This window comes from Bifidobacterium pullorum DSM 20433 (genome assembly GCF_000771405.1).
Lineage (GTDB): Bacteria > Actinomycetota > Actinomycetes > Actinomycetales > Bifidobacteriaceae > Bifidobacterium > Bifidobacterium pullorum.
Genome location: NZ_JDUI01000001.1, coordinates 238582 through 264934 on the forward strand (window position 1 = coordinate 238582; position 26353 = coordinate 264934).

Annotated in this window: 18 protein-coding genes and 1 tRNA gene; 7 read left to right on the forward strand and 12 right to left on the reverse strand. The window is 65.4% G+C overall.

All coding sequences use genetic code 11. The features are described from left to right. Positions 1-13: 13 nt before the first annotated feature. Positions 14-493: a flavodoxin gene (locus OU11_RS00985; RefSeq protein ID WP_033513958.1), complete on the forward strand. Its 480-nt coding sequence runs from the start codon at positions 14-16 to the stop codon at positions 491-493. A gap of 134 nt (positions 494-627) precedes the next feature. Here OU11_RS00985 and OU11_RS00990 read toward each other — a convergent pair whose 3' ends face one another. The 3 genes from OU11_RS00990 to OU11_RS08730 form a co-directional block, all read right to left on the reverse strand. Continuing rightward, the gene (locus OU11_RS00990; RefSeq protein WP_033513959.1) at positions 628-858 is read right to left on the reverse strand and encodes a hypothetical protein; all 231 of its coding nucleotides are present in this window, start codon (positions 856-858) and stop codon (positions 628-630) included. A gap of 12 nt (positions 859-870) precedes the next feature. Then, on the reverse strand, positions 871-2511 hold the full coding sequence (locus OU11_RS00995) for a Y-family DNA polymerase (protein WP_033514047.1): 1641 nt from the start codon (positions 2509-2511) through the stop codon (positions 871-873). A 322-nt stretch (positions 2512-2833) separates the two neighbouring features. Beyond that, on the reverse strand, positions 2834-6229 hold the full coding sequence (locus tag OU11_RS08730) for a 5'-nucleotidase C-terminal domain-containing protein (RefSeq protein ID WP_161782748.1): 3396 nt from the start codon (positions 6227-6229) through the stop codon (positions 2834-2836). A gap of 268 nt (positions 6230-6497) precedes the next feature. Here OU11_RS08730 and purF point away from each other — a divergent pair, with 268 nt between their 5' ends. From purF to purD, 3 genes are all read left to right on the forward strand, one after another. Continuing rightward, entirely contained in the window at positions 6498-8030 is a 1533-nt protein-coding gene (gene purF / locus OU11_RS01005) for an amidophosphoribosyltransferase (protein WP_033513960.1), read from the forward strand. A gap of 69 nt (positions 8031-8099) precedes the next feature. Further along, positions 8100-9134: a phosphoribosylformylglycinamidine cyclo-ligase gene (gene purM, locus OU11_RS01010; protein ID WP_033513961.1), complete on the forward strand. Its 1035-nt coding sequence runs from the start codon at positions 8100-8102 to the stop codon at positions 9132-9134. A 22-nt stretch (positions 9135-9156) separates the two neighbouring features. After that, on the forward strand, positions 9157-10422 hold the full coding sequence (purD, locus tag OU11_RS01015; protein WP_033513962.1) for a phosphoribosylamine--glycine ligase: 1266 nt from the start codon (positions 9157-9159) through the stop codon (positions 10420-10422). A 97-nt stretch (positions 10423-10519) separates the two neighbouring features. On the opposite strand, the gene OU11_RS01020 is transcribed toward purD, so the two are convergent. The 8 genes from OU11_RS01020 to OU11_RS01055 all read right to left on the reverse strand — a co-directional run bounded on the left by OU11_RS01020 (position 10520) and on the right by OU11_RS01055 (position 19509). Continuing rightward, positions 10520-11920 (reverse strand): aldehyde dehydrogenase family protein, encoded by a 1401-nt coding sequence (locus OU11_RS01020; RefSeq protein WP_033513963.1) that lies wholly within the window; start codon positions 11918-11920, stop codon positions 10520-10522. 25 nt (positions 11921-11945) lie between these two features. Continuing rightward, positions 11946-12782, reverse strand: a complete 837-nt coding sequence (locus OU11_RS01025; RefSeq protein WP_033513965.1) for an SDR family oxidoreductase — start codon at positions 12780-12782, stop codon at positions 11946-11948. Positions 12783-12892: 110 nt separating this feature from the next. Beyond that, on the reverse strand, positions 12893-14959 hold the full coding sequence (locus OU11_RS01030) for an LTA synthase family protein (protein WP_033514049.1): 2067 nt from the start codon (positions 14957-14959) through the stop codon (positions 12893-12895). A 238-nt stretch (positions 14960-15197) separates the two neighbouring features. After that, complete coding sequence (locus OU11_RS01035) at positions 15198-16106, reverse strand: metal ABC transporter solute-binding protein, Zn/Mn family (RefSeq protein WP_033513966.1); 909 nt, start codon at positions 16104-16106, stop codon at positions 15198-15200. A 156-nt stretch (positions 16107-16262) separates the two neighbouring features. Further along, positions 16263-16640, reverse strand: coding sequence for a Fur family transcriptional regulator (locus OU11_RS01040; protein WP_033513967.1), 378 nt, complete (start codon positions 16638-16640; stop codon positions 16263-16265). A 6-nt stretch (positions 16641-16646) separates the two neighbouring features. Continuing rightward, positions 16647-17816 (reverse strand): 5-(carboxyamino)imidazole ribonucleotide synthase, encoded by a 1170-nt coding sequence (gene purK / locus OU11_RS01045; protein WP_033513969.1) that lies wholly within the window; start codon positions 17814-17816, stop codon positions 16647-16649. Further along, entirely contained in the window at positions 17800-18297 is a 498-nt protein-coding gene (purE, locus tag OU11_RS01050; RefSeq protein ID WP_033513970.1) for a 5-(carboxyamino)imidazole ribonucleotide mutase, read from the reverse strand. The genes purK and purE overlap by 17 nt, the downstream gene beginning before the upstream one ends. 222 nt (positions 18298-18519) lie before the next feature. Continuing rightward, complete coding sequence (locus tag OU11_RS01055; RefSeq protein WP_033513971.1) at positions 18520-19509, reverse strand: zinc-binding dehydrogenase; 990 nt, start codon at positions 19507-19509, stop codon at positions 18520-18522. Positions 19510-19721: 212 nt separating this feature from the next. Between OU11_RS01055 and OU11_RS01060 the strand changes: the two genes are divergently transcribed. The 3 genes from OU11_RS01060 to OU11_RS01075 all read left to right on the forward strand — a co-directional run bounded on the left by OU11_RS01060 (position 19722) and on the right by OU11_RS01075 (position 23799). Continuing rightward, entirely contained in the window at positions 19722-21656 is a 1935-nt protein-coding gene (locus tag OU11_RS01060) for a 1-deoxy-D-xylulose-5-phosphate synthase (protein WP_033513972.1), read from the forward strand. A gap of 130 nt (positions 21657-21786) precedes the next feature. After that, positions 21787-21860 (forward strand) — tRNA-Arg (locus OU11_RS01065). Between the two features lie 862 nt (positions 21861-22722). Then, positions 22723-23799, forward strand: a complete 1077-nt coding sequence (locus OU11_RS01075; RefSeq protein ID WP_081963365.1) for an ATP-binding protein — start codon at positions 22723-22725, stop codon at positions 23797-23799. A gap of 102 nt (positions 23800-23901) precedes the next feature. Here the strand turns inward: OU11_RS01075 and OU11_RS01080 are convergent, their stop codons facing one another. Next, a complete protein-coding gene (locus tag OU11_RS01080) occupies positions 23902-26187 on the reverse strand; it encodes an alpha-L-arabinofuranosidase C-terminal domain-containing protein (RefSeq protein ID WP_152597012.1) in 2286 nt (761 codons plus the stop codon). Positions 26188-26353 lie beyond the last annotated feature (166 nt).

Consider the following 26353-nt stretch of genomic DNA (forward strand, 5'->3'; position numbering starts at 1 on the left):
AAAGGACTACTGCATGAGCATCAAGCTGGTTACCTATTTTTCCGCTTCCGGTACGACACGTACCGTTGCCGAACATTTGGCCAAGGCCATCAACGCCGACATCGTCGAGCTGATTCCGGCCCTGCCCTATACCGCATCCGATCTGAACTGGACCGATCATGCGAGCCGTTGCGTGCGCGAGCATGAGAATCCGTCGATCCGTCCGGAGATCGCCGACATGCCGGACATCTCCGCCTATGACACGGTGTTCGTCGGCTACCCGCTGTGGTGGGAGCAGGCGCCGAACATCATCCGCACGTTCCTCGAAGGACAGGATTTCTCCGGCAAGACCGTCGTGACGTTCGCCACGTCCTCGACGAGCACCCGTGGCGCTGACGGCGCGCATCTGCACGGATGCTGCTCGACAGAGACGAACTGGAAGACCGGCAAGCGCCTGACCACGCGCGACGGCGAGGCCGCGCTGTCCCAGTGGGTCAAGGAACTGGGCCTGTGAATCCATAACATACCCGAGATATCCGCCACGTCAATCGGTTGAGCTCCGGCATCACCCGGAGCTCAACCGTTTAACGACGATCCCCTGCCCTGACGCTCGATGCGCCGACAACCCGAAGGCGCCGATCGCCGGCGTCAGGCGGGAATCCAGCCTTCGTCCACACCGTCGACGGGCGCGTTCTCGGCCGCCACCCGCTTCTCGTTGCGGGCAGCGGTTTCGGCGATGATGGCGTCATATCCGGCCACCGCAGCGAACGGCATGAACTGGGCGGCGCGGTTATGCCGCGACATCGGCGGATGCCGCCGCGAGACGTGATGCGGCAGGTTGATGATGTCGTCATACCGGTGTGTGGTTTCAAGCGCCATGGCGTCCTCCGTTCATGCGGCGTGCCCTCCGATCTGCCGGTTGCGCTGTTGTCCGGTGGCACCGGGTTCCATGTTCATCGCCTTGATGACGGCGTTCCTGCCGAATTTGTGCTTGACATCCAGCAGCGTCTGTTGGATGTCGCGTTCACGTGACGCCGCCGATTCCCCCGCATCAACAGGCTGTTCATCGGAAGCGTCCACGCCCCGCCGTGCCCCGCCGTTCCGGCGATCGCCGGTCCGGCCCGCGTCAATGGCGTCTCGCGGTCCCCCATCCGCAGCCAGCGCGGAGAACAGGTCGGGCTGCTCGTACCCAACATCTTCCGTCTTCGATGCCTCTGCCGGATGCAGGTCGTCGGCGACCACGGTGATGCGACGCACCATCAGCGAGGGATCGACCAATCGGTTGAACAGTTCCGTCATCACCTCACGCAACCGGGTCGCCGAATCCGTCCGCTTGCCCAACGGTATGGAGCCGTTCGCGGGTTTGGGGACAGTACGTCCGTACCGGTCCTCCTTCACCGGCCCGGCGTATGCACGCGTTCCCCCGCCGTTGCCCAGCGGCGCGCATTCCAGCTTGGACGGGTCCACGTTGCCGATGTCATAGCCGACGGCCAATCCCACACGGCCAGCCAACAATCCTTGCGCGGTCAAATCCAACGCCACCGAGTCGGCCATCTCCTTGGCGATCAGCCGTGCCGTGGCGAAATCGACCGGCCCCTGCAGCACCTGGCCGGAGCTGATGCTGTGGCCTTCCGGCCGGTACGCCTTGATGTCGGCGATCGTGCACGGCTCCCACCCCCAGGCGTGGTCGATGAGCAGTTCGGCGTTGACCCCAAACATCCGATAGAGCAGGTCCTCGTTGTAATAGTCGGAGGCGGAGCCGAGCGAGCAACGGGCGATATCCCCCATGGTCAGCAGCCCCTGCGCCTCCAGCTTCCTGGCATACCCGTGTCCGATCCGCCAGAAATCGGTCAACGGGCGGTGATCCCACAACAGCCGCCGATAGGACATCTCATCCAACTCGGCCACACGCACGCCGTCGGCGTCGGCGGGGATGTGCTTGGCCACGATGTCCATGGCCACCTTGGCCAGATACAGGTTGGTGCCGATGCCGGCTGTGGCCGTGATGCCGGTGGCGGCCGCGACGTCGCGCACAATCGCGGCGGCCATCTGCCGCGGGGTCATGCCACGCGCGCGTAGATACCGCGTGGCGTCGATGAACACCTCATCGATCGAATACACATGGATGTCCTCGGCGGCCGCATACCGCAGATACACACGGTAGACATCACCGCTGCACCGCAGATAGTGCGACATACGCGGCTTGGCGATGATCAGTCCGGCTGCACGCTCCGGGTAATCGGCCAGCTCGGCCGCATCGAACGACTCCCCCGCCAGCCGCCGGCCCGGCGCCCGCAGACGACGCTCCTCATTGATCGCCCGCAGCCGTTCCCGCACCTCGAACAACCGGCACCGCCCCGGCAGCCCGTATGCCTTCAACGACGGCGAGACCGCCAGGCAGATGGTTTTGTCCGTACGGGATTCATCCGCCACCACCAGATGCGTGGACAGCGGGTCGAGTCCCCGTTCCCGGCATTCCACGGAGGCATAGAACGACTTGAGGTCGATGGCAAGATACACCCGTTCACGCATCACGCCCCCCTCCGTTGCCTGCCGTACCGAGAACAATGCCACCAGCATAGCAAATCATTCGAACATTTGTACGAACCGCGACGTGTCATACGATCCGGACCGAGCGATGTCGCGCAATCCGGACGGGATACATCACGGTCCGGTCGCGGAACACGTCCCGGAAAATACAAGACCGGACATGGGATCAGGCACAAGGCCCATCGCACAGCCCCGGATACGACAAGACCGCTGGCACTCGACCCGATTCCGGAATCGAATGCCGGCGGCCCTCGTATCAGTCCGTCGAATCACGGGCAATCGTCATCCGACGACGACCACCGTCTCAACACTGACGCTGGCGGCGCACGACGATAACCGTGGCACCGGCCGCAGCCAACACGGCGCCGACTGCGACCAGCGCCACCGCGGAACCGGTCTGCGACAGCTTGCCGGACGTCTTATCGCCAGACTGCTGGGCCCCGTCCTGCGGCTTCTTATCCGGCTGGTCGGCACCCGGCTGGCCGCCGTCACCGGTCTCGTCACCGGGCGCATCGCCGGGCACAACCTCGGAACCTTCGCCACCGGCCGGGTTACGGGAATCCTTGGCGGCCTGAATCTCAGTATCAGTGAACAGGGAGATGACCTCGGCGTTGCGCAGGTCGACCGCGCCGGTCGCAGGGTCGACCAGTTGCGCCAACTCGTCGGAGGTCAGGGTCTTGGTCACGTGCACCCAACCGGCGCCCGGACCATTGGACACATCCTGATAGTTGCCGGCATCCACGCCTTCGACCACACCGAAATCCACGCCGTTGACATGCAGGTCGATGGCCTTAGGCGCGGCCTCGCCGGCCGTGTAAGCCAGACCGGTCACATCGAAGGACAGCGTGTCACCGTCCAGCTTGATGTTCGAGAAACCGGCCGACAGGCGGGTCTTGGGCGCGACGATATTCGGGTTCGCCTTCAGATACTCGACGAAACCGTCGAGGTCCACGAACCCGGTGTCCACATAGTCGGCCCCCTCCTGGAAGACGGTGAAGTTGTCGCCGCCGGCCAGCAGGAAGGAGTTGCCGGCCACCTTGAAGGTGTCATCGTCCTTGACCTCTTTGCCGTTGACACGCAGGTCGAAGACGTGTCCGCGCGGGACGTCCACGCCGTCCACGGTTTCAGTGGCGGTCTCGTACTTGTAGGTCACGTTGCTGGACACCCCCAGCCACAGCACCGGGCGATCCTCGCCCGCCGGCTGCCACTGCTGCTCGAACATGGTCTTCAGCTGCGCGCCGGTCAGTGTCACGACCGCGTTGGTGTTGCCGAACGGCAGCACGTCGTGCGCCTCCTGATAGGTGACGATGCCGTCGCCATTCGGGTCGAGGTCGGCGCGCAGGCCGCCGGGGTTGATCACGCCGATGTCGGCGGCACCCTCCCCCATCGAATAGTTGGCGGCCCACAACGTCACGTCACCCTGCAGATGGCCGAGCGTGGATTCCACACCGCGGTTGTTGCCGTTACCGGTCACGTCGCCGGGCTTGTCGGAACCGCGGTTGAACACGGAACCTTCGGCGACGGTGCCGAGTTGCCGCTTGCCGATTTCCTGGGCCTGCGCGTTCGCGGCATCATAGATGCCCTGGGTCTCCGGCTCGGGATCATACAGCGGAGTCTCGCCGTCCTCCGCGAACACGCTGTGCACACCGAAGTCGCCCGCGGTCACCGCGTCATCGGTGCCGATGGTCAGATCCACGGTGGCGAACGCGGTGCCGTAGTTGGCGGCCTGCAGAATCGGGGCACCGGACGCGGTGCTGGCGGCCTGGTCCAGATGCGTGTGTCCGGCGAACACCGCGTCCACGTTCGCGTTCAGAGCGGTCAGCGAGTTCGCGTCGGTGTGGGCGAGCGCCACCACGGCATCCGCTTCGCCGTTCGACGTATCACCGTCGGAAAGCTGATCGGCGTAGCGGTTGATCGCCTCGATCGGATCGGAGACGGTCACGCCCTGCATGCCTGCGGGACTGACCGAGCCGAGCAGGTCATCGTAGACGCCTCCGATGAAGGCGACCCGCTTGCCGCCGACCTCGACGATCGCGTACGGCTGAACCGCGCCGTCCAGCGCGCCGCCCGTCACGTTGGAAACCACGTATTGCGCGGGAGAGACGCCGGGCATGATCCGGTCGACCAGGTCGGAGGCGCCCTTGTCGAACTCGTGGTTGCCCGTGGTGGAGACGGCCAGGCCCATGGCCTTAAGCTGTTCCATGGCCGGCTCATCGTTCTGCAGCGACGAGGCGTAGGCGGAGGCGCCGACCAGATCGCCCGCGCCGACGAACACGGTGTTCGGGTTCTGCTCACGGACCTCGTTCAGAGCGGTCGCCAAATACGGGCCATTTTCGATGTGTCCGTGGAAGTCGGTGATGCCGAACACGGTGACGGTGGTGTCCGAAGCCGTCACGACCTCCGGCGCGTCCGCGTCCTCCACCTTGGTTACGGTGCCGTTCCCGTCAAGCGTGACCTTGGAGCTCAGCGCACGGGCCAGATTGATGCGCTGCCAGCCTTCGGAGCTGGAGTCCAGCGGATAGCCGGAATCGATGGCGGTGGCGGCGAGCACGGCCTCGCGCTGCGCATCATTGAGATCCGGGTAGGCGTACCGCAGCAGCTCGGTGGCACCATCGGGGGCCACGAACGGCTGGCCTGCGGCGTTGACCTGTTCAAAGCCGTAGGTCATGCGGGCCGTGTAGGCGGCGATGGCGGAGGCGCGATCGGTCACCGGCTCGGTGGAAACGACATCGGTGAACGTGTTCCGGTAGCCGTTCTCGTCGTCGGCACCGGTGTTGACGATGCATTCGGCGAGCGTGTCGCCGTGTCCGTCCTGCTGGCAGCGCCGGGTCAGGTAGTCGCGCAGCTGGGTGCGGGCCGCGTCGACGGTGTCGCCGTTGGCCTCGAAGTATGCCGCGTTCGAAGCCGCGCCGCCGATGCGGCCTGCCATCACGTCCAGCGGATAGTGCACGCCGAGCGCGATGCGGTTGTTGCCCGCTTCGGAGGCGCGGGCCAGGATTTCCGGCGCAAGCTCGGGGACCATGGTGGCCAGCGTCACGGCGCGGGAATAGGCCTTGTTGGTGTGACCGGAGGGGAAGGAGCCCTCGGTGTAGTTCTTCGGGTAGTCGGCGCTGTGGGTGGCGCCGTCGTTGCCCAGCCCATCCGCGACCTTGGATATCGTCAGCACGTCGGACAGCGTGCCCATGTCGTTGGTGCCGTCCGTGCTGTAGTCGGCGTTCGGCAGCCAGGTGGTGCGTTCGGTATACGGACGCGGATACTGGTAGACCTCCTTGGCGGGATTGGCGCTCCAGCCATTGCCGTTCATCACGTTGGCCACCAGCTCGAGGCTGCCGTCGTTGTAGCCTTCCTCGAAGTACTTTCCGATGATGGGGCCAAAGCCGTCCTTGAAGGCGAAGGCGACGTTCTTGTCGGCATCGCGGTCGGCGAGCGCACGGGCGGTCTGGTCGGCATCGGCCGCGGCCTTGTTGTTGATGGCGACGATGGTCTCGTCGTTTCGCCGCAGCACGGCCTCGCCGGTCTCGGTCACGGCGCCGCCAACACCGGTACCGTCATATGGCTCGCCGGGAGCGGTCCAGTATGTGCCGTATTCGCCGAGCAGACTGGTCAGGTAGGCTTCCCCGGATTCGAAACCGGGGACGCCGGCCGCCTGCGCATCGGTGGAGGGGACGATGGCGAGCATCGTTGCCGCGGCTGCCGCCACAACGATTGGACGCCTCAGACGCATAACCAAGTGATTCATATGCTTTTACTCTTCCTGTACAGATGGTGCGGGCGGTGTGCCACACAGCCTTTCACGGTAAACACACAATTTGAACGACGCGGCAGAACAATGTGAACGCCCCCGCTCGATTCGGTGAACCGCAGTTGAATGCCGTCGGTACCGCCCGCGCGGGCAACACCCGGGATGTAGCCCTTGATTGCTATCGTTGTGCTGTAATGCTCCACGCCTTAACAAGGAGGCATCTGGCTTGTCCGCCGAACTTGAAGACATCCACGAGGAATGCGGCATCTTCGGCGTCTGGGGGCACCCGGACGCGGCCCGACTGACCTACTTCGGCCTGCACGCGCTGCAGCACCGCGGGCAGGAGGGCGCCGGCATCGTCTCGAACGACCACGGCCATCTGATCGGACACCGCGGACTGGGTCTGCTCACGCAGGTGTTCTCCGACGAACGCGAGATTCAGCGGCTCAAGGGCGACCGCGCCATCGGCCATGTGCGCTATGCGACCGCCGGCTCCGGCTCGACGGACAACATCCAGCCGTTCATCTTCCGCTTCTCCGATGGCGACATGGCGCTGGCCCACAACGGCAACCTGACCAACTGCCCCACGCTGCGACGCGAGCTCGAATCCCAGGGCGCGATCTTCCGTTCGAACTCGGATACCGAGGTGCTCATGCACCTGATCCGCCGCTCCGAGCAGCCCACCTTCATGGACAAGCTCAAGGAGGCGCTCAACACCGTCCACGGTGGGTTCGCCTACCTGCTGATGACCGAGAACGCCATGATCGGCGCGCTCGATCCGAACGGCTTCCGCCCGCTCTCCCTGGGACGCATGACCAACGGCGCCTACGTGCTCGCCTCCGAGACCTGCGCGCTGGATATCGTCGGCGCCGAGCTCGTGCGCGACATCCGCCCCGGCGAGATCGTGGTGGTCGACGATGACGGCTACCGCATCGACACCTACACCGACCGCACGCAGCTGGCGATCTGCTCGATGGAGTTCATCTACTTCGCCCGCCCCGATTCCAACATCTACGGCGTGAACGTGCATTCGGCCCGCAAGCGCATGGGCGCCCGTCTGGCGCAGGAGTCGCCGGTGGACGCCGATATGGTCATCGCCGTGCCGAACTCGTCGCTGTCCGCTGCCTCCGGCTATTCCGAACAGGCGCATCTGCCCAACGAGATGGGTCTGATCAAGAACCAGTACGTGGCCCGCACCTTCATCCAGCCGACGCAGGAGCTGCGCGAGCAGGGCGTGCGCATGAAGCTCGCCGCCGTGCGCGGCGTGGTCAGCGGCAAGCGCGTGGTCGTCGTCGACGATTCGATCGTGCGCGGCACCACCTCCAAGCGCCTGGTCCAGCTGCTGCGCGAGGCCGGCGCCTCCGAGGTGCATATGCGCATCTCCTCGCCGCCGCTGAAGTACCCCTGCTTCTACGGCATTGACATCTCCACCACCAAGGAGCTGATCGCCGCCAAGAAGTCGGTCGAGGAGATCCGCGAGTTCATCGGCGCCGACACGTTGGCCTTCCTCAGCCTCGACGGCCTGATCGAATCGATCGGCTTGAACGCCGATGCCCCGTACGGTGGCCTGTGCGTGGCGTACTTCAACGGCGACTACCCGACCGCCCTGGACGACTACGAGCAGGATTTCCTGGCCTCGCTGACCCCGGAGGACCGTGTGCGCATCCCCAAGTTCGCCTTGGACGACAGCGACTACCAGGGCAACGAGTTCTCCTGCCAGAAGGGCCTCAAGCCCGGCGAATGGCCGCCCAAGCAGTGACGGCACCCATCCTTCACCCATCAACCCAAGCAACCATCGCAGCGCCAGCTGCACCAAGAAAGGGAGATCATGCCCAAAGCGTATGAGAACGCTGGAGTCAGCGTCGAGGCCGGCTATGAGGTCGTCAAGCGCATCAAGTCCCATGTGGCCCGCACCGAACGCCCCGGCGTGGTCGGCGGCATCGGCGGGTTCGGCGGCCTGTTCGACCTCGCCTCGCTCGGATACCGTGAACCGGTGCTGATCTCCGGCACCGACGGCGTGGGCACCAAGCTCGTCGTGGCCAAGATGGCCGACAAGCACGACACCATCGGCATCGACTGCGTGGCCATGTGCGTCAACGATATCGCCGCCCAGGGCGCCGAACCGTTGTTCTTCCTGGACTACATCGCCTGCGGCAAGAACGACCCGGCCCTGCTGGAGCAGGTCGTCTCCGGCGTGGCCGACGGCTGCGTGCAGGCCGGTGCCGGCCTGATCGGCGGCGAGACCGCCGAGATGCCCGGCATGTATGCCGAGGACGAGTACGATCTGGCCGGTTTCGCGGTCGGCGTGGCCGAGCGTTCCGCCATCGTGGACGGTTCCGGCATCACCGAGGGCGACGTGCTGATTGGCCTGCCCTCCTCCGGCGTGCATTCCAACGGCTTCTCGCTGGTGCGCAAGGCCCTGTTCGAACAGGCCGGATACACCGTCGACGCCACGCTGGACGAGCTGGACGGCAAGACGCTCGGCGAGGTGCTGCTGGAGCCGACCCGCATCTATGTCAAGGCTCTGAAGCCGTTGTTCCAGGCCGGTGTGGTCAAGGGCGTGGCGCATATCACCGGAGGCGGGTTCATCGAGAACATCCCGCGCATGATTCCCGATGGCCTGGCCACCCGCATCGAGCTGGGATCGTGGCCCGTGCTGCCGATCTTCGACGTGATCGAGCATGCCGGAGCGGTGGACCACATGGAGATGTTCAACATCTTCAACATGGGCGTGGGCATGGTGCTGGCCGTGGCGGCCGACCGTGCCGACGAGGCGATGGCGCTGCTCGCCGACCACGGCGAGGCCGCCTACCGCATCGGCGCCGTGGTGCGCAAGACCGTTGACGACGTGGAATTCGCCTAAGTTTTTTGAGGAGGTAGCAAACATGAAGGTTCTGGTTATCGGTTCCGGTGCCCGCGAGCATGCCATCGCCCATGCGCTGCTGCGTGGCGGCAGCGTCGACGAGGTCACGGTGGCCCCCGGCAATCCCGGTATGGAGCTCGACGGCATCCGCACCCAACGAATCAATCCGTCGAATCATGCGGCCATGATCGATTTCGTCAAGGACAACGGTTACGACTGGGTGTTCGTCGGCCCCGAGGTGCCGCTGATCGAGGGCATCGTCGACGACTTCGAGGAGGCCGGCATCAAGGCGTTCGGCCCCAACAAGGCCGCCGCGCAGATCGAGGGGTCGAAGGATTTCGCCAAGCGTCTGATGGCCCGGCACAGCATCCCCACCGCCCAGTACCGCACCTTCGACGAGCTCGAGCCGGCCGAGGACTATGTGCGCGAACACGGTGCCCCGATCGTGATCAAGGCGGACGGCCTGGCCGCCGGCAAGGGCGTGACCGTGGCGATGGACGAGGATACCGCGCTGCACGCGCTGGAGGACATCTTCGTCGACCACCGCTTCGGTTCCGCCGGCGCCAAGGTGGTCATCGAGGACTTCCTGGAGGGTCAGGAGTTCTCACTGATGAGCTTCGTGCACGGCACCGATTTCTGGCCGATGCCGATCTCGCAGGACCACAAGCGCGCCTATGACAATGACGAGGGTCCGAACACCGGTGGCATGGGTGCCTACAGCCCTGTGCCGCAGATCGGGCAGGACGTGGTCGATGCCGCCATCGAGACGATCGTGCGCCCGACCGTGGAGGCCATGGCCGCCGAGGGCACGCCGTTCACCGGCATCCTGTACGCCGGCCTGATCGCCACCGCCGATGGCCCGAAGGTCATCGAGTTCAACGCCCGTTTCGGCGACCCGGAGACCGAGGTCGTGCTGCCGAAGCTGACCAGCGACCTGGGCGCCGGCATCGACGCGATCCTCAACGGCGGCGCTCCGGAGTTCGCCTGGGATGAGGAGCACGCCACCCTGGGCGTCGTGCTCGCCGCCGACGGCTACCCGAACAACGTGATCAAGGGTGCGGCGATCCCTGAGATCCCGGTGGACGAGTCCAGCCACGTGTACTACGCCGGCGTGGCCTCCACCGAGCATGGCGGCCTGATGGCCTCCTCCGGCCGCGTGCTGCTCGTCGAGACCACCGCCGACGACATCAAGGCCGCGCAGGACAAGGTGTATGCCATCATCGACAAGCTCGACACCTCCGGCATGTTCTACCGCCACGACATCGGTGCCAAGGCGCTGAACGCCTGAGCCGCGGTACCGTCCTAACGCCACGGACCCCTGGCGGGCATCCCGAGACCGGGTTGCCCGCCAGGGGTCCGACCGTATGGCGGCTGCCGTAGCCTCGCTACACCAGTTTGCCGATGATCGCGATCAGCTTCTGACGCAGATCGTTGAACGGCGGGTAGATGAACTGGAGTGTGTCGGGGAACAGTGGCTTGGAGATCACGGTCTTCTTGTGGCTGAAGATGCGGAAGCCCTCCTTGCCGTGGTAGGCGCCCATGCCCGATTCGCCGGTGCCGCCGAACGGCAGGCGGCTGGAGATCAGGTGTCCCAACGGCAGCGAGTAGCCGATCGCGCCGGCGTTCACGTCGCGCTCGAACACGCCACGCGTCTTCAGATTGCGCGAGAACACGTAGGCGGCCAACGGCCTGCTGCGGGCGTTGATGAACTCGATGGCCTCCCGGGCGTCCTGTACCACGATCACCGGCAGGATCGGGCCGAAGATCTCCTCGCCCATCACCGGAGCGTCCGGCGAGGTGCCGAACAGCACGGTCGGCGCGATATACCGGTCGGCGCGGTCGGTCTGGCCGCCGCAGACGATTTGTCCGGCGGGGTCATGCGCGTCGCCGCTCTGCGGCAGCAGACGCGACAGCCGGTCGAAGTGTCGCTCGTTGATGATGCGCGCGAAGCTGTGCGAGGCCTGCGGATCCTCGCCGTAGAACTCGGTGACGGCCAGTGCGATCCGCTCCGCCAGGACCTGCGCCACATCCGGTGTGGCCAGCACGTAATCCGGCGCCACGCAGGTCTGGCCCGCGTTGGTGAACTTGCCCCAGGTGATGCGCCGCGCCGCGGTGGCGAGGTTCACGGTGCCGTCCACGAAACACGGCGATTTGCCGCCCAGTTCAAGGGTGACTGGCGTAAGGTGCTCGGACGCGGCCTTCATGACGATGCGCCCGACGCGCCCGCCGCCCGTATAGAAAATATGGTCGAACGGCTCGGCCAACAGGTCGGTGGTCTCGTCCGGCCCGCCTTCGACGACGGCGATGGCACTGGTGTCCATGTACCGTTCGATCAGTTCGGCGGTCAGATGCGAGATATGGGGAGACAATTCGGACGGTTTGAGACACACCGCATTCCCCGCGGCGATGGCGTCGACCATCGGTTCGAGCGACAGCAGCACCGGGTAGTTCCATGGCGAGATGATCAGCACCACGCCCTTGGGCTCGTTGATGGTCCATCCGACCGCGGGCTGCAGCAGCCAATGCATCGGCTTGGGGTGGCGTGCCGACCACCAGCGCATCCTCCTGCGGACAAAATTCGCCTCGCTCAGCACCAGGTCGATCTCCATCAGCAGCGTCTCCGAGGCGGGCTTGCCCAGATCCGCGGCGACGGCGTCGATGATGGCCTGCTTGTTCTCCATGATCATCCGGCGCAGCGCATGCAGCTGCTCGCGCCGCCACGTCATGGGCTTGGTCATGCCGGCCGTGTAGGCGTCACGCAGCCGGTTGAAGACTTCATGGGTCATCGGTGTCGTCCTCCTTGCCGGCCCGTCACTTGCGTCCGGTGAAATGGTCCATGCCTTCGTTCAGGCCGAAGATGCCGTAGATCGGGTCGGCGATCTTCGGCGGCAGGGCGGCCACGAATCCGGCCACGGCGGCGAACGGCGGCATGATCAGGCGTTCGCGTCCCTTGGCCACGGCCTCCACGATCCTGTCGGCCACGGCCTGCTCCTTGAGGATCGGCAGCAGCAGCGGGAACTTGGTGGTCACGCCCTCGAACATGCCGGTATCGATGTAGTACGGGCAGACGGTGAGCGTGCGGATATGCGATCCGGCCTTCTTCAGCTCGCTGCGCAGCGAGTTCGTGAAGCCCACGGCCGCGAACTTGCTGGCCGCATAGTCGGTCTGCCGAGCCACGGCCACAATGCCGGCGGCGGAGGCCACGGTGACGATGGCCGCGCGCTGCTGCTTCTTCAACGCCGGCATGAACGCCTTGGTGGTCCAGAACAGGCTCAGCACGTTCACGGCGAAGGTGCGGCGGATCTGCGCTTCGGTCAGGTCCTCGAACGGCGCGCCGGAGACGACGCCCGCGTTGTTGATCAGCACGTTGACGCGGCCCAACGCCTCGATGGTTTCGGCGGCGGCCTGCTGCACGGCGGCGTTGTCGGTCACGTCCACGGTGAACGCGATGGCCTTGGGGTCGGCCGGGTCGGCGCCCACCTGGGCGTTGGCCATGTCGGCGGTGGTCTGCGCCGCCTCACCGTTGATGTCCCAGATGGCCACGCGGCCGCCCTCCTCGACGATGCGCAATGCCATCAGACGCCCGATGCCCGAGCCCGCGCCGGTGATCACCACGCACGCGCCCGCGTAATACTGGTTGGCTTTCATGACCGCTCCTCCTTTGCAACACTGCCGGAACTATGCAAGATGCCGACCGGAACAGCCGGTCGGCATCATCCTTAGTATGTATCGTAACTCGTCACGACCCGGTACAGCGCCTAACGTTCGGGCGCGTCCATGAATCCGAGGTCCTTGAGGTAGCCGTCACCGGCGGTGATGTCGTACTGGATGAGCTTGTAGTCCTCCAGCAGCTGCCGGGTTTCGGCGTCCATCTCATCCTCGACCATCGGGTTGCCGTCGGCGTCCAGATAGATCGGCTGACCTTCGGGGATGCGGTCCCATCCCTGGATGTTGTTGACCACGGGCGGTTCCATGGCGCTGACGTGTTCGTGCATCTGCGTCAGGAACGCCAGGAACGGCGAGACCTTGGCATCCATATGCTCCGCGGCCTGCGCGATGAAATAGTTCGGCGAGGTGTACTCGCTGTTCTCGTTCTTCATGCCCTGGGTGCCCGAGGCCTTGTTGGACCAGATGAAGTAGTCGGTCAAATGCAGCGCCAGCGAGTTGTTCTGGTCATCCCCCGCGGTCGAATAGATGCCGGGCAGATGGTCGCCGTAGAACACCACGGTGATCGGCTTGTCGATGGCGTCAAGCTCGTCCAGGAATTCGGCCGTGGCCTTGTCGGAGAGCGACACGCCCTTGGCGTACGTTTCGATCTCCTCGGTCTCGTCCTCGGACAGCGGTTCGGAACCCTTCGTGTTGGTGACTTCGAACTCGTTGTCGGAGTACCAGTCGTTGTACGGCATGTGGTTCTGCATCGTGACGACGGAGATGAACTGGTTCGCATCGGTCGATCCGACCTCATCCAGCACGCTCCGGTACGTCGCCTCGTCGCACACGTACGGCGACTTGTCGATCGTGTCCTGGTGGGCGATGACGTCCGGCTCCTCGAGCGTGTAGAAGTGGGAGAATCCGAACTTCTTGTAGTTGGTGGAGCGGGAGTACATCGAGGGCTCGTACGGGTGGAATCCCAGCGAGTTCTCCGCGTCGCCCCACATCTGGTTGACGCTCGGGGTCCACTGCTGGGTGGGCACCAGCTGCTGGTACGGGCTGGTCAACGACGAGTTGAAGTTGGCGATGCTCATGCCGGTCAGGCTCATATACTCCAGATTGGCGGTGCCGCCGCCGTAGCCGGAGGAGAGCATCAGGCCACCGGTCGTCTGCTTTCGAATCGCATCGACCTCGGGGATCGCCTCCTTGTTCAGCTCGATGCCCGGCACGCGGGAGGGGTCGGAGAACGATTCGTTCAGCACGAAGATCACCGTGCTCTCGTTCAGGTATTCGGCACGCTCCCCGTTGATCTCATCCGCGGCGTCGGAATACCGGGCGGCGAGCTCGCGCATCGTCTCCTCGTCGTATCCCTCCGGCCTGTCCATGACCTTCGGGTTGAGCTGGCGCACGAAGGCCACGACGGGGCCGTTGCGCTGGGCGTCATACACGGAATCCCACATCGACGGCTTGTCTCCCAGCACCGAGGAAAGCGTGTTCGCCCATGAACCGACCGTGCCCACATGCACCGCATACAGGCCGAAGAACAGCGCCGGGCACAGGACCAGCAGCAGACGCACGACCGCGTTCAGGCCCGGATTGGCGCCACGGATCATCCTGCCATGGCGGGCGTCGATATGGTTGAGCCAGACGCACAGCGCCACGAGGACGGCGAACACCGCCGCGGCCCCCAGCACCATCCACTGCCATCCGGCCGGCACGAAGCTCATGAGGTTGCCGGTGTTCGACCCGAGGAATCCCAGGTCCGACGGCAGAATCGCCTCGTAGCGGATCTGCACCTTGAAGTGTTCGATCACCGAGATGACGATCGCCACGGCCAGCAGCACCGGAGTGGCGATCCAGAACCGATTGGTGATCATGAGCAGGACCACGTAGATCATGCCGACCAGGATCATGTTGAGTATCAGCACGAAGTTGGCGCTGGTGAACATCTTCGCGATGAGATCGCCCAGTCCGACCAGCGGGCTCGACAGTTCCACACGCGTGCTGGACATCGTCACGCCCCACTGCAGGATGGCCACCGCGGCGAAGTCGAACACGAGGAACAGCACCGCGTACAGCCAATTGGGGAATGGCTTGCGCCGACGCTTGGCCTGCGGGTCGGCGCGTTTGATGTCCAGTTCTTCGATGTCGGTCATGCCCGTAGCCTCACTCATTTCCTGCACCATGGGTCCGTGTCCGCTCCTTCCTTGACGCATACAGCCACCATTGTTGGCCAAGGTATGCGTGGCTTCCAAGCGAACGGACGGTTTCTTTACGATTGTTTCCAAAGCATACGATAGTAGTCGCCACCGCGGTCATCGGCCTGGGTTCACCCTGAAGATTCCCTGATTCTTCCCCGACCGTACGGGGGGCGGCCAGCTCGTCGCGGCCGCCCGAGCCACGTCATCGCGCTCAGCCCAGCAGGTCCCGGATCTCTCCGAGCAACGTCTCCATCCATGCGATCACGTCGTCGCAGCCTTCGGGCATCTGCTCCCCCACCTGCATCACGGGCACGTTCGCGGCGTGCGCCGCATCCGTCAAGCGTCCGCCTGCGGCATCGCCATGCTGGCTGTTGGCCACGAGCAGTCGGGCCTCCCCCGCCTCCAGCAGATCGATGAACCGCCTGAGGTCGGCCGGACCGGGTTCGCCCTCATTCGATACCGCCTGCAGATATCCCTGCGGGGTGACGTCCTCCATGCCCAGATCCTCGAACAGGTAGGCGGCTACCGACTCGGTGGCCGCGTACGGCATGGATGCCGCATATTCGCGGATGTCGGCGATGCCGTCGTCCAGACGCCGTTCGCGCTCCTCCCATTGGGCGTTCAACCGCGCGTAGTCGTCCGCGTGGTCGGGGTCGGCGGCGGCGTAGGCGGCGGTGATCGCGTCGGCGACGGCCGTCCTGACCCGCGAGGAGAACCACAGGTGCGGATTGTCGCCTTCCGCGACCCCTGCCAGCGCGCCGGCGTCGACGACCTCGACGTCCGCGGTCTCGGCCGCGGTGCAGGCCCATGCGTCGTATCCCGCGCCGTTGACGACGGCGATGTCAGCCGCGGAGATGCCGGCGATGTCGGCGGTGGTCGGTTCGTAATCGTGGGGGTCGGCGGCGGCGTTGGCAATCGCCGACGTCACCGTGACATGGTCGCCGCCAAGCGCCTGGGCCATCGTGCCCCATTGGCTGATTGAAGCGACGACGTCCAGCTTCCCGTCATCGGCCGCCGGTGCGGCCGGCGTGCAGGCGGCAAGCGATGCGACGGACATCGCGGCGGTCAGTAGCACGCCCAGGTAACGTACGCGAACGCAGGGATGGGACATTGAGGTCATGATGGTTCCTTTCCGGTCTCGGTCCCCACACTCTACCATATATTGATAATCATTTTCAATAATAGTGCGCACGACGCCGCAGGAGCCGTCGCGTGATGCACGATTCCCACCTATGAACGGTGGATTCCCGACGAAACGGTCACCCCGTAGGGGATGTCACCGGCAGTCGGGGCATAGGCCGAACACCTCAAGCGTGTGCGATTCGACCGTGAACCCGTGGGCGCTGGCGATGCCGCGCAACCACGATTCGCTGGGCGGCTCGATCTCCACGGTCCTGCCGCATTTAACGCACACCAGATGATGATGGTGCCCGTCGTCCCCGCACAACCGGAACAGCTGCTGGCCGTCCAGCCTGATCGTATCGGCGAGCCCGGCGTCGGCGAGCGCGTTGAGCTGCCGGTACACCGTGGCCAGGCCGATGTGCATGCCACGCTCCTCCAGCCAGCGGTGAAGGTCCTGCGCGGAGATGAATTCATCATTCTCGCGCAGGGCCTCGCGGATGGCGTCCTTCTGCCGGGTTTGCCGCTGCGCCATGACCGTCTACCTCAGATCGTCCCAGCAGCCGGTGGATTCCAAAGCCTCCACGGTGGCCGCCGTGTCATCGGTCAGCACGGTGATGTGCCCCATCTTGCGGTCGTGCTTGACCTGCGCCTTGCCGTAGTCATGCATGTTCCACTCGGGATGCTCGCCGATCAGGGCACGGGTCGGCGCCACATGCTGCCCGAGCACGTTGACCATGACGGCGGGGCTGAGCAGCCTGGGCTGCGCCAGGGGCCATCCGGCGATACCGCGGATGTGCGCGTCGAACTGGTCGATCGAGCAGGCCTCGATGGTGTAATGGCCGGAGTTGTGCGGACGCGGCGCCAGTTCGTTGACCAGCACACGCCCATCGGCCATGACGAACAGTTCGATGGCCAGCGTGCCGGCCAGCTTGAAGCCTTCGGCGAGCGTGAGGGCCAATTCGTGCGCCCTGTCGGCGACCTCGGCGGGCACTTCAGCCGGCGCGATGGTCATATGCAGGATGTTGTTGCGGTGTACGTTGCGCACGATCGGGAAGGTGACATACCGTTCACCGTCACCGGAGACGAGGATCGAGGCCTCGAACGCGAAATCGACGAAGCCTTCGAGAATCGCCTGGGGGAAGCCGTCGTCCGGCCAGACCTTATCCAAGTCACCGTCGGAGCGCAGCACGATCTGCCCGTGGCCGTCGTAGCCGCCCTCGCAGGTCTTGAGGACCGCCGGATAGCCGAGTTCGGCGAGCGCCGCGTCCAGATCGGCACGGGAGTTCACCGCGCGCCAGGGGGCGGTCTCGATGCCGTGCCGGTTGATGAAGCTCTTCTCGGCGATGCGGTTCTGGGTCACACGCAGCAGATCGGTGCCTTGGGGTACGGCGCATTGGCCTTCGCCGCTGCCGCGCACCTCGTCGAGCGCATCGGCGTCCACGTTCTCGAATTCATAGGTGAGCACATCGCTTTTCGCGGCGAGTTCCCGGATGGCGGCCTTGTCGTCGTACGCGGCGACGATCTGGAAGTCGCCGACCTGCGCGGTCGGGCAGTCCGGGGTCGGGTCGAGCACGCCGACGCGGAAGCCCATGTATTTGGCGGACAGGGCCATCATGCGGCCGAGCTGGCCGCCGCCGACGATGCCGATCGTGGCGCCGGGCATCAGGCGCGCGACCGCGCCGCGGGTCTCATCAGACAAGCTGGGCATTGGATTCGGCCACCTTCTGCTTGAGTCCGTCACGGTATGCCTGCAGTTTGTCGGCCAAAGCCTGATCGGTGGTCGACAGGATGCTCACGGCGAGCAGGCCGGCGTTGGTGGCGCCGGACTTGCCGATGGCCGTGGTGGCCACCGGGATGCCTCCGGGCATCTGGACGATGGACAGCAGGGAGTCCCATCCGGACAGGGCGTGGGACTGGACCGGCACGCCGATGACGGGCAGCGTGGTCTGGGCGGCGACCATGCCGGGCAGGTGGGCCGCGCCGCCGGCGCCGGCGATGATGACCTTCAGACCGTTGGCACGGGCCTCGTGCGCGAACTCGCCCATGAGTTCGGGCGTACGGTGCGCGGAGATCACCTGCTTCATGTACGGCACGCCGAACTGGTCGAGCATGTCGCACGCGTGCCTCATGGTCTCCCAGTCGCTCGATGAACCCATGATGACCGCGACCTGCGGCGTCACGTCTGCCATATCAACCTCCCGAAATCAGTGGCAAAGAATACGACCCACTCTAGCGGCGGGCGGGGTCAAGTCCGTCTTCCCGACCGCCAGACCCCGACACGCCCGGCTTCCACGGACTCCGATCTATCGTGACCGTGACACAAGTTCCAAAACGGCGGAATAATGCCGTTCGGAGATTCCTCGCACGGTCACAAAGTGTCAGAGTCCGTGGAAGCCGGGTGTGTCAACCGGTCAGACATGCAACGCGAGTTTGCCGAACACGTCGCCGGCGGCCATGCGGGCGAAGGCGGCGGGCGCCTCGGCGAGCGGGTAGACGGCGTCGATCAGCGGATGCAGGTCCGCATGCTCGACGAAGCGCAGCAGACGCGCGAAGTCCTCGCGGCTGCCCATCGTATTGCCCTGCACGCGGATGTCCTGGAAGAAGACGCGGGTCAGTTCGGCACCGGGCTGGTCGCCGGTGGTGGCGCCGCAGGTCGCAATCGTGCCGCCGGGGCGCACCGATTTGACCGAATGGCTCCAGGTGGCCGCGCCCACCGATTCGATGACCGCATCGACCTTGCGCGGCAGACGCGCCCCCGGCTCGACCGCCATATCGGCGCCGAGCTCCATCGCCCGGGCGCGCTTGGCCTCGGAACGCGAGGTGACGAACACCTCCAGGCCGGCCGCATGGGCGAGCTGGATCGCCGCGGTGGACACGCCGCCGCCCGCGCCTTGGATGAGGATCGTGTCGCCGGGCTTGACGTTCGCGGCCGTGAACACCAGCGAGTAGGCGGTCAGCCAGCTCGTGCCGAGCGCGGCGGACTCCTCCATCGTCAGGTTCGCGGGCTTGGCGAACACGTTCGCGCTGGGCACCGCGGTCTTTTCGGCCATTGTGCCCGGATAGTATTCGGACAGGATCGTGCGGCGCTCCCCCGGCATGACCCCGTAGCCGTCATTGCCCACGAACGTGTACAGCACGACCTCACTGCCGGCCTTGAGCCCATGCCTGCCCGGGATGTCCTCATCGAGGACGCCGGCGGCGTCGGTGCCGAGGATCATCGGCGTCTGGGACTCCGCCAGCCCCACCCCTTGCAGACTCCACAGGTCGTGGTGGTTGACGGTCGCCGCCTTCACGGACACCGTGGACCAGTACGGGCGCGGCGCCGGCTCCGGCATGTCGCGCACCTCCAGCACGGACAACGGATTATCATGGTTGATTCCTGCGGCGATTACGGCCTTCATTGGCGCTCCTTGCGACGGCGAACGGTTCCACCTGCCATTGTGCGCGGACGACGGGACCGCCGGGCCGTGCGGGCACGGGGCACGCCCATGCGACGCGACACGCCACCTGTCTCTGATACGGAGAACTCGGGGACATTTCCGGGTGCGACACGTTTGTTCCCTCACCGTCGTCTACAATTTCGCCGGTACTCACCGGAGGAAGGAGCGCACGCATGAACGGCGAACTGTTGGGACGGATCGAATCCCCGGCCGACGTCAAGGCGTTGGATTCCGCCGAACTGCCGCAGCTGTGCGCCGACATCCGTTCCACGCTCGTCGCCTACGGCAAGGCCCATGGGGGGCATATCGGGTCCAATCTGGGGGTTGTCGAGCTCACCGTGGCGCTCCACCGCGTCTTCGACTCACCCCGCGACCGCATCGTCTTCGACGTCTCGCACCAAAGCTATGTGCACAAGATGCTCACCGGCCGCGCCCAGGCATACCTGGATCCCGCACGGTACGACGAGGTGACCGGCTTCACGAACCCCGAGGAGAGCGCGCACGACCAGTTCGTGCTCGGCCACACCGGCACCTCGATCTCGCTGGCCTGCGGCCTGGCCAAGACCCGCGATATGATGGGCGGCCTTTCCGGCGGCAGCGGCATCGGCAACGTGATCGCCGTCATCGGCGACGGCTCGCTCAGTTCGGCCATCGCGTTCGAGGGACTGAACAACGCCGCCGAACAGGGCGGCAACCTGATCGTCATCGTCAACGACAACGAGATGTCGATCGCCGAGGATTTCGGCGGCATGTACGGCCCGCTGGCCCGCCTGCGCGAATCGGACGGCACGGCGGAACCCAACATCTTCCACGCCTTCGGCCTGGACTACCGCTATGTCGGGGACGGCAACGATGTGGCCGCGCTCGTCGAGGCGTTCGAACAGGTCAGGGACATCGACCATCCGATCGTCCTGCACGTGCACACGCGCAAAGGACTGGGCCTGGACGCCGAGGACGCGGCCGCCGGGCTGACGGAAGGCCGTTGCGAGGCGAATCACTGGCAGGATCCGTTGTCCGCCGCCGGCAAACTGCCCGGGGCGCGCAAGTACTACGGAGAGATGGCGATGCAGGCGCTGGAGGCGCGCTTCGCCACGGAGCCGGGACTGGTCGTCATCTCCCCCGCCACCCCCGGGTCGAACGGCATCACCCGGGCGTTCCGCGAGCGCGCCGGCGCGCACTACGTGGACACCGGCATCGCGGAGGAGCACGCGGTCGCCTTCGCCTCCGGTATCGCCAAGGCCGGCGGGCGCCCGGTGCTGGCCACGTCGGCCACATTCTTCCAGCGCACCTACGACCAGCTGCAGCAGGAGCTGGCGTTGAACCGCACGCCGGCCACGCTGCTCGTGTTCGGCTCCGGCATCTCCGACGCCGACAACACGCATTCGGGCGCGTTCGACATCGCGATGATGGCCAACATCCCGAACCTGGTGTGCCTGGCACCCACCACCGGCGAGGAGTTCCTGCGGATGCTCGCCTGGTCGACCAGCGGGAAGAACCACGATCCGGTCGTCATCCGCGTGCCGGGCGACATGATCCTGGACGGGGAGCGCAAAGGCCACTATCCGGCATATACCGCCGACGAAGGCCCCGAATCGTTCAACCTCACCGGGCAACGCAGCGACCTGCCCACGCCGCCGGCGCCTGATTGCCCGTGGAACCGGTACCGGATCAGCCGTCTAGGCTCAGAGGTCGCCCTGATCGGCCTCGGCGACGCCTACCCGATCGCCGAACAGGTCGCCGTCGAGCTGACCCGGGACCCGGAGGATCCGATCGACGCCACGGTCATCGACCCGCGACGGTACGACGCGCTGGACTACCGGACGTTGGACGCGATCGCCGCCGGACACCGCATCGTCGCCACCATCGAGGACGGCCAGCTGGACGGCGGCTGGGGTGAGAAGATCACCGCGTACTACGCCTCGCTGCCGTCGCTGCCCCGGGACCGGCAGACCCGCTACCGCGCGACCGTCGCGCCGCAGCATGTGCTCAACTTCGGCGCGGACAAGGAGTTCACCGACCGGGTCCCCGTGCTGCAGCTGCGCGGTCGGTACGATCTGAGCCCCTGGCGCATCGTGGAGCGCATCCGCACCGCCATGTCGTCGCGCTGAACGTCCCTGCGCCCGTCCCTGCCCGCAGAACAGCACAGACAAACCGCAGTGCTGTCGCGACTATACGACGAGACAGTTTCACGGGTATATCAAGGCGCGGTCGCGACGTGGTATAGTTGGTGGTTGTTTTGGCCCCGTAGCTCAGTTGGATAGAGCATGTGACTTCTAATCTCAAGGTCGGGAGTTCGAGCCTCCCCGGGGTCACGTGGATGATAGCCGTTCCTCAGGCGCGCCCGAGGCGTGCGCCGAATCTGCTGCGTCAGCTTGAGCATAAGGGACTGATCGAGCGGCGCCGCGAGGATTTCCCGAAGCGTCGCGCCGAACGATAACCCGCGCATAATCGACCGGCCACATCGGCGGTCGCCTTCCGGATTCGTGCAAACACGTGGAAACGACGAAAGGTCCGCCCCCATTGCACCGTTTCCCGTTCCTCGGACACGAGAAAACGGGAAACGGTGCAATCGTGGATGGCGGACCTTTCGACCGTTGCCGCCCCTTTACGCCATGTCCCTCACCATGGCGATCACATCATGATTCACGCTGTTCATCCGGCTGTCCGACAGCATGTCTCCGATACTCATCATGCAGCAATCCTTATCAAGGATACGGAACCGCTCCCCAGCCCACGTCTCAGGAGTCTCGTGGAGACGAAGCAGGTACAACCGGTACTCATAGTCTCGCACCTCGTTATGTTCCGTGGGACAGTTTGCTGTTCGTAGAGGTGCCCACGAGCCTAAGACCGGACGGCTTCACCGGTACCATGTACTCGCGTTTCAGGTATTCCGCCATATTTGTTGTATCGGTCTCATAATCGTCGCTGCTTCTACGGTTGGGGAAGAAGTCGCAATCCCATCCGTCGTCATGATAGAGGAGGTACTGATTCGGCCTATCCTCAGTTGTGACGGCGACTATCGAGCTTCTGACCAATGGGCGATTCAATGCTGTCACCTCCCCGTACAGCGTTTCATATACCACGATATCGCATGCATGCCGGCATGTGCGGCCACCGCTTGCGAGGCGTTGCGATGCGATGCGAGGTGTCGCATCGCAACGGTAGACTGCACGCATGGGGACAATGCAGGGATCATGGCCGCAGGGGGCCGAAAACGATGACCGGATGCCGAACAGCCGCGAATGCCACGCTCCGCTCACGTTCGACCGACGCCCCTGCAGCGAATCGAATCTGACGTTTACCGAGTGCCGTCCACTGTTCGAGGACGCCGGAATCCCGCTGAACGACGAGAACCTGTGGGACCTCGGCCTGCACACCGACGAAGGCGCGTATACGAACGCCGCCCTGCTCCTGTCCGACCAGTGCCCGTTCATCACCCGCTGCATCCGCTTCGAGGACAACACGAAGAACACGATTATCAGCAAGACCACCATCCGCGGTTCCCTGCTCCGCCAGATCCGCGAGGCCGAAACGTTCCTGACCCAGGACGGGGCGCTGACGCACGCCGTGGTCCGGGAGGCGGTGACGAACGCGCTGACCCACCGGGATTACGACCATTACGGCCCGACGATCATCAACCGGTTCGCCTCGCGCGCCGAAATCATCTCGCTCGGCGGCCTGGTCACGGGACTCGGCAACGACGATCTGCTCAACGGCGTCTGCCAGCCGCGCAACCCCGTGCTCGCCGACATCATCTCCCGACTGGGGTGGAGCGAGAACTGCGGCACCGGCATCCAGCGCATCATGGACGCCTACGCCGAGGAGCCCGTCTGCCCGCAGCTGCGCATCGGTCCAGGCTCGGTCGCCATCGTCCTGCCCGCGCCGATGGACCCGCTGCGCTCCACACTGTCCGGCGACGATGATGACGACGCATCCCAGACCACCGCCAAACGGTACACGTTCCCCGCCATACCGTTCGCGGACGGCGCGAATGCGCCCCTGGACGCGGCCGGGCCGAGCATTGTCCGACTGGGCGCCGCCATGCCGCCCCGCGCACTGCCCGCCGCCTCGATGGAGGCCATGACGCTGCAGCTGCTGGCAGCCACGGGAATGCCGTTGTCCCGCACCGAGATCGAAACCACGCTGCAACTGGACAAGAACCGCAGCACCCGCATCCTGCGCAACCTGGAACACCAGGGCAAGGTCATCCGCCAGGGGCGGTCGCGCGCCACCCGCTATCGTCTCGCCTGACGTCACCGCACGATTCCGCCGGACCACGCGCCCGACCGCGCCGATCCCGTCATCCCGGCCGCACGATCCGACCGCGGCGCACCCGCCGGAGCGGACTGCGCCTCACCCCATGGTGACCACGGTGACGCTGTACGGCTTGACGGCCAAGGCCACGTGCGCCGCCGACGACGACAACCGGTATTCGCTGGTCTCGTGACGGATACCGCCCTGCGCGGTTCCCGTATACGCCAACGACCGCTTGTCCTCCGGACGACCATGAAGCGTTTCGATGCGCATCACCGGCGGCTTGCCGTCCGCGGCGCCCAACGCCCGCAAGCCCAGCGATACGTCCAGCGCGACCTGCACCGATGACCCACCGACGTTCACCAGTTTCACATACCGCCGCGAACCCTCGTCCCCCGTGGCCGAGACGAACAGCTGCCGGGGCGCTTCCGGACTGACCGAACACTCATAGGCCATCGAACCGACGTTGGTCGCGAACAACCGCTGCACCTCATAGTTCACGGTCGGGTTGACGTGCGCCGGATTGAATTCGATGAGGTTCTGCTCCCAGCCCTTGCCGGGGATATGGGCGAGCAGCGGCGCGTACGAGGTCATACGCACCACGTCGCTGTTGCGTTCGCAACCGGTCAGGAACGCGGCTTCGGCGAGCGCGGACCGCCATCGGCAGGCCGTGTCGTAGCGTTGCGGCTGTCCGGCGAAGTAGCCGTTGGCCGAGTATTCGCCGAAGTAGACGCCCGCCCCGCAACGCGGGTAGTCGTCGAAGCGATGGGCCTGCGCGATGAACCAGTCGGGCGAATGGTAGGAGTGCTCGTCCACGATGATGGCGTCGCCGGTGGCCGACCCGACTGCCGCGACGATGGTTTCCGGCTTGTCCCCGAGTGCGCCGCCGTCCCCGTCCGCGGCGGGTGCGGCATCGCCGGCGCTCCCGCTCCGCGACCCGCCGATGGCGGAGGCGACGCGGGCCACGCTGCGGGCATGCTCCCAGGTCCGGCGCATCGGCAGCGCGAACGGGAACAGGCCCGCGCTCATCACGCACAGGATGGAGGGGTCCTTGGCGTGGACGGCGCGCGCGATCGCGTCGTATTTGGCCACGTAGTCGGCACCGTAGTTCTCATTGCCGATGCCGATCATATCCAGCCCGAACGGTTCGGGGTGCCCCATCTCGGCGCGGATCCGCGCCCATTCGTTGGTCTCGGGGTCACCGTTGGCGAAGTCGATGAGGTCGAGACAGTCCTGCACGACGACGTCCTGGAAATACGGCGAGTCGATGCCGATGTGCTTGGGGTCACGATACGGCGACTGGCAGGTGATGCCGGCGAACAGCGTCGGCAGCGGTTTGGCGTTGAGGTCCTCGCACAGGCAGAAATACTCGTAGAAGCCGATCTGGTAGCTTTGCGAATAGCTTGACCCGTCCGGCGTGCGGAACCCCCACATGCTGTACTGCTGTCGCCGCGCCGGCAGGGTGCCGATCGTGTCCTTCCACTGATATTCGTTGCCCGGCGTCACCCCTTCCACGATGCAGCCGCCCGGGAACCGGATGAAGGCGGGACGCAGCGCGGCGATCGTCTCGACCAGGTCGCGGCGCAGCTTGCCGAACCGCCATTTGGGGTCGCCTTTGCCCCAATGGTCGGCATCCATCAACGTCACACAGTCCAGATCGCACACGATGGGTCCGGCATCACGGCGAATCAGATCGATGCGCAGCTTGCCGTACTCATTGCCACGCCCCTGCAGCACCGCGGCGAGCGCAAACCAGCCGTCCGACTCCCGGCGAACCCGGCCGTCCGCCTCCCCGGGCGTCACCGCATCGTCCTCCGGCCGCGCGGCGCAACGGAACGATACGGCGTCGGTCAGCGGCAGCCCATACCGGTCCACCACCGACACCCGCATCTCGCAGGCACCCGCCACCGGCCGCAGGTATGCCGAAAACTCATACTCATGTCCGACGGCCACCGACATCGCGCAGGCATGGACGTTCGCACCGCCACCGTTGTATCCCAGGTTCTCCAGCCGCGCCGGCGCCGAATCCACGCCGTGCCCGTCATGCACCGAGAGCCGCGCATACCGGCTGTGCGGATGAACCGGAGGTTCGGGACAATCCGTGGGCGTGGGCCGGCCGTGCCCGTCGCGGCGTTCCATGCCGCAGCTCACCGCCGACAACCCCTCGAAGCTCCAGAATCGCAGCGGGTCGGACTGGGCCCGCCAACGCTGCGAGCCGCGCACGCGCAGGCCATGATGGTCCAGGTACACGCCGTCGAAGCTGTAGTTGTTCACCATGTTGGCGTTCAGCCCGCCGTCGGCTCCCAGGTTGATGTCCTCGAAGAACACCCCGTACAGCCGATCGCTTACCTGATGCGTCGGCATGCCCACCGTTACCGTCACCATGGTTTCATTATCCGCCACGCCCCTCGGGGACACCACCGAAAGGCGCGGACGGGCCGGCCGCGCCATACCCTTTCGTACAATTCATCGGCTGTTCATCTCCGCGTTATCCACGAGACCCCGACGGCTCATTCCGCAACGGTACTCTGGCCCCGTCCGCCGAACGCGA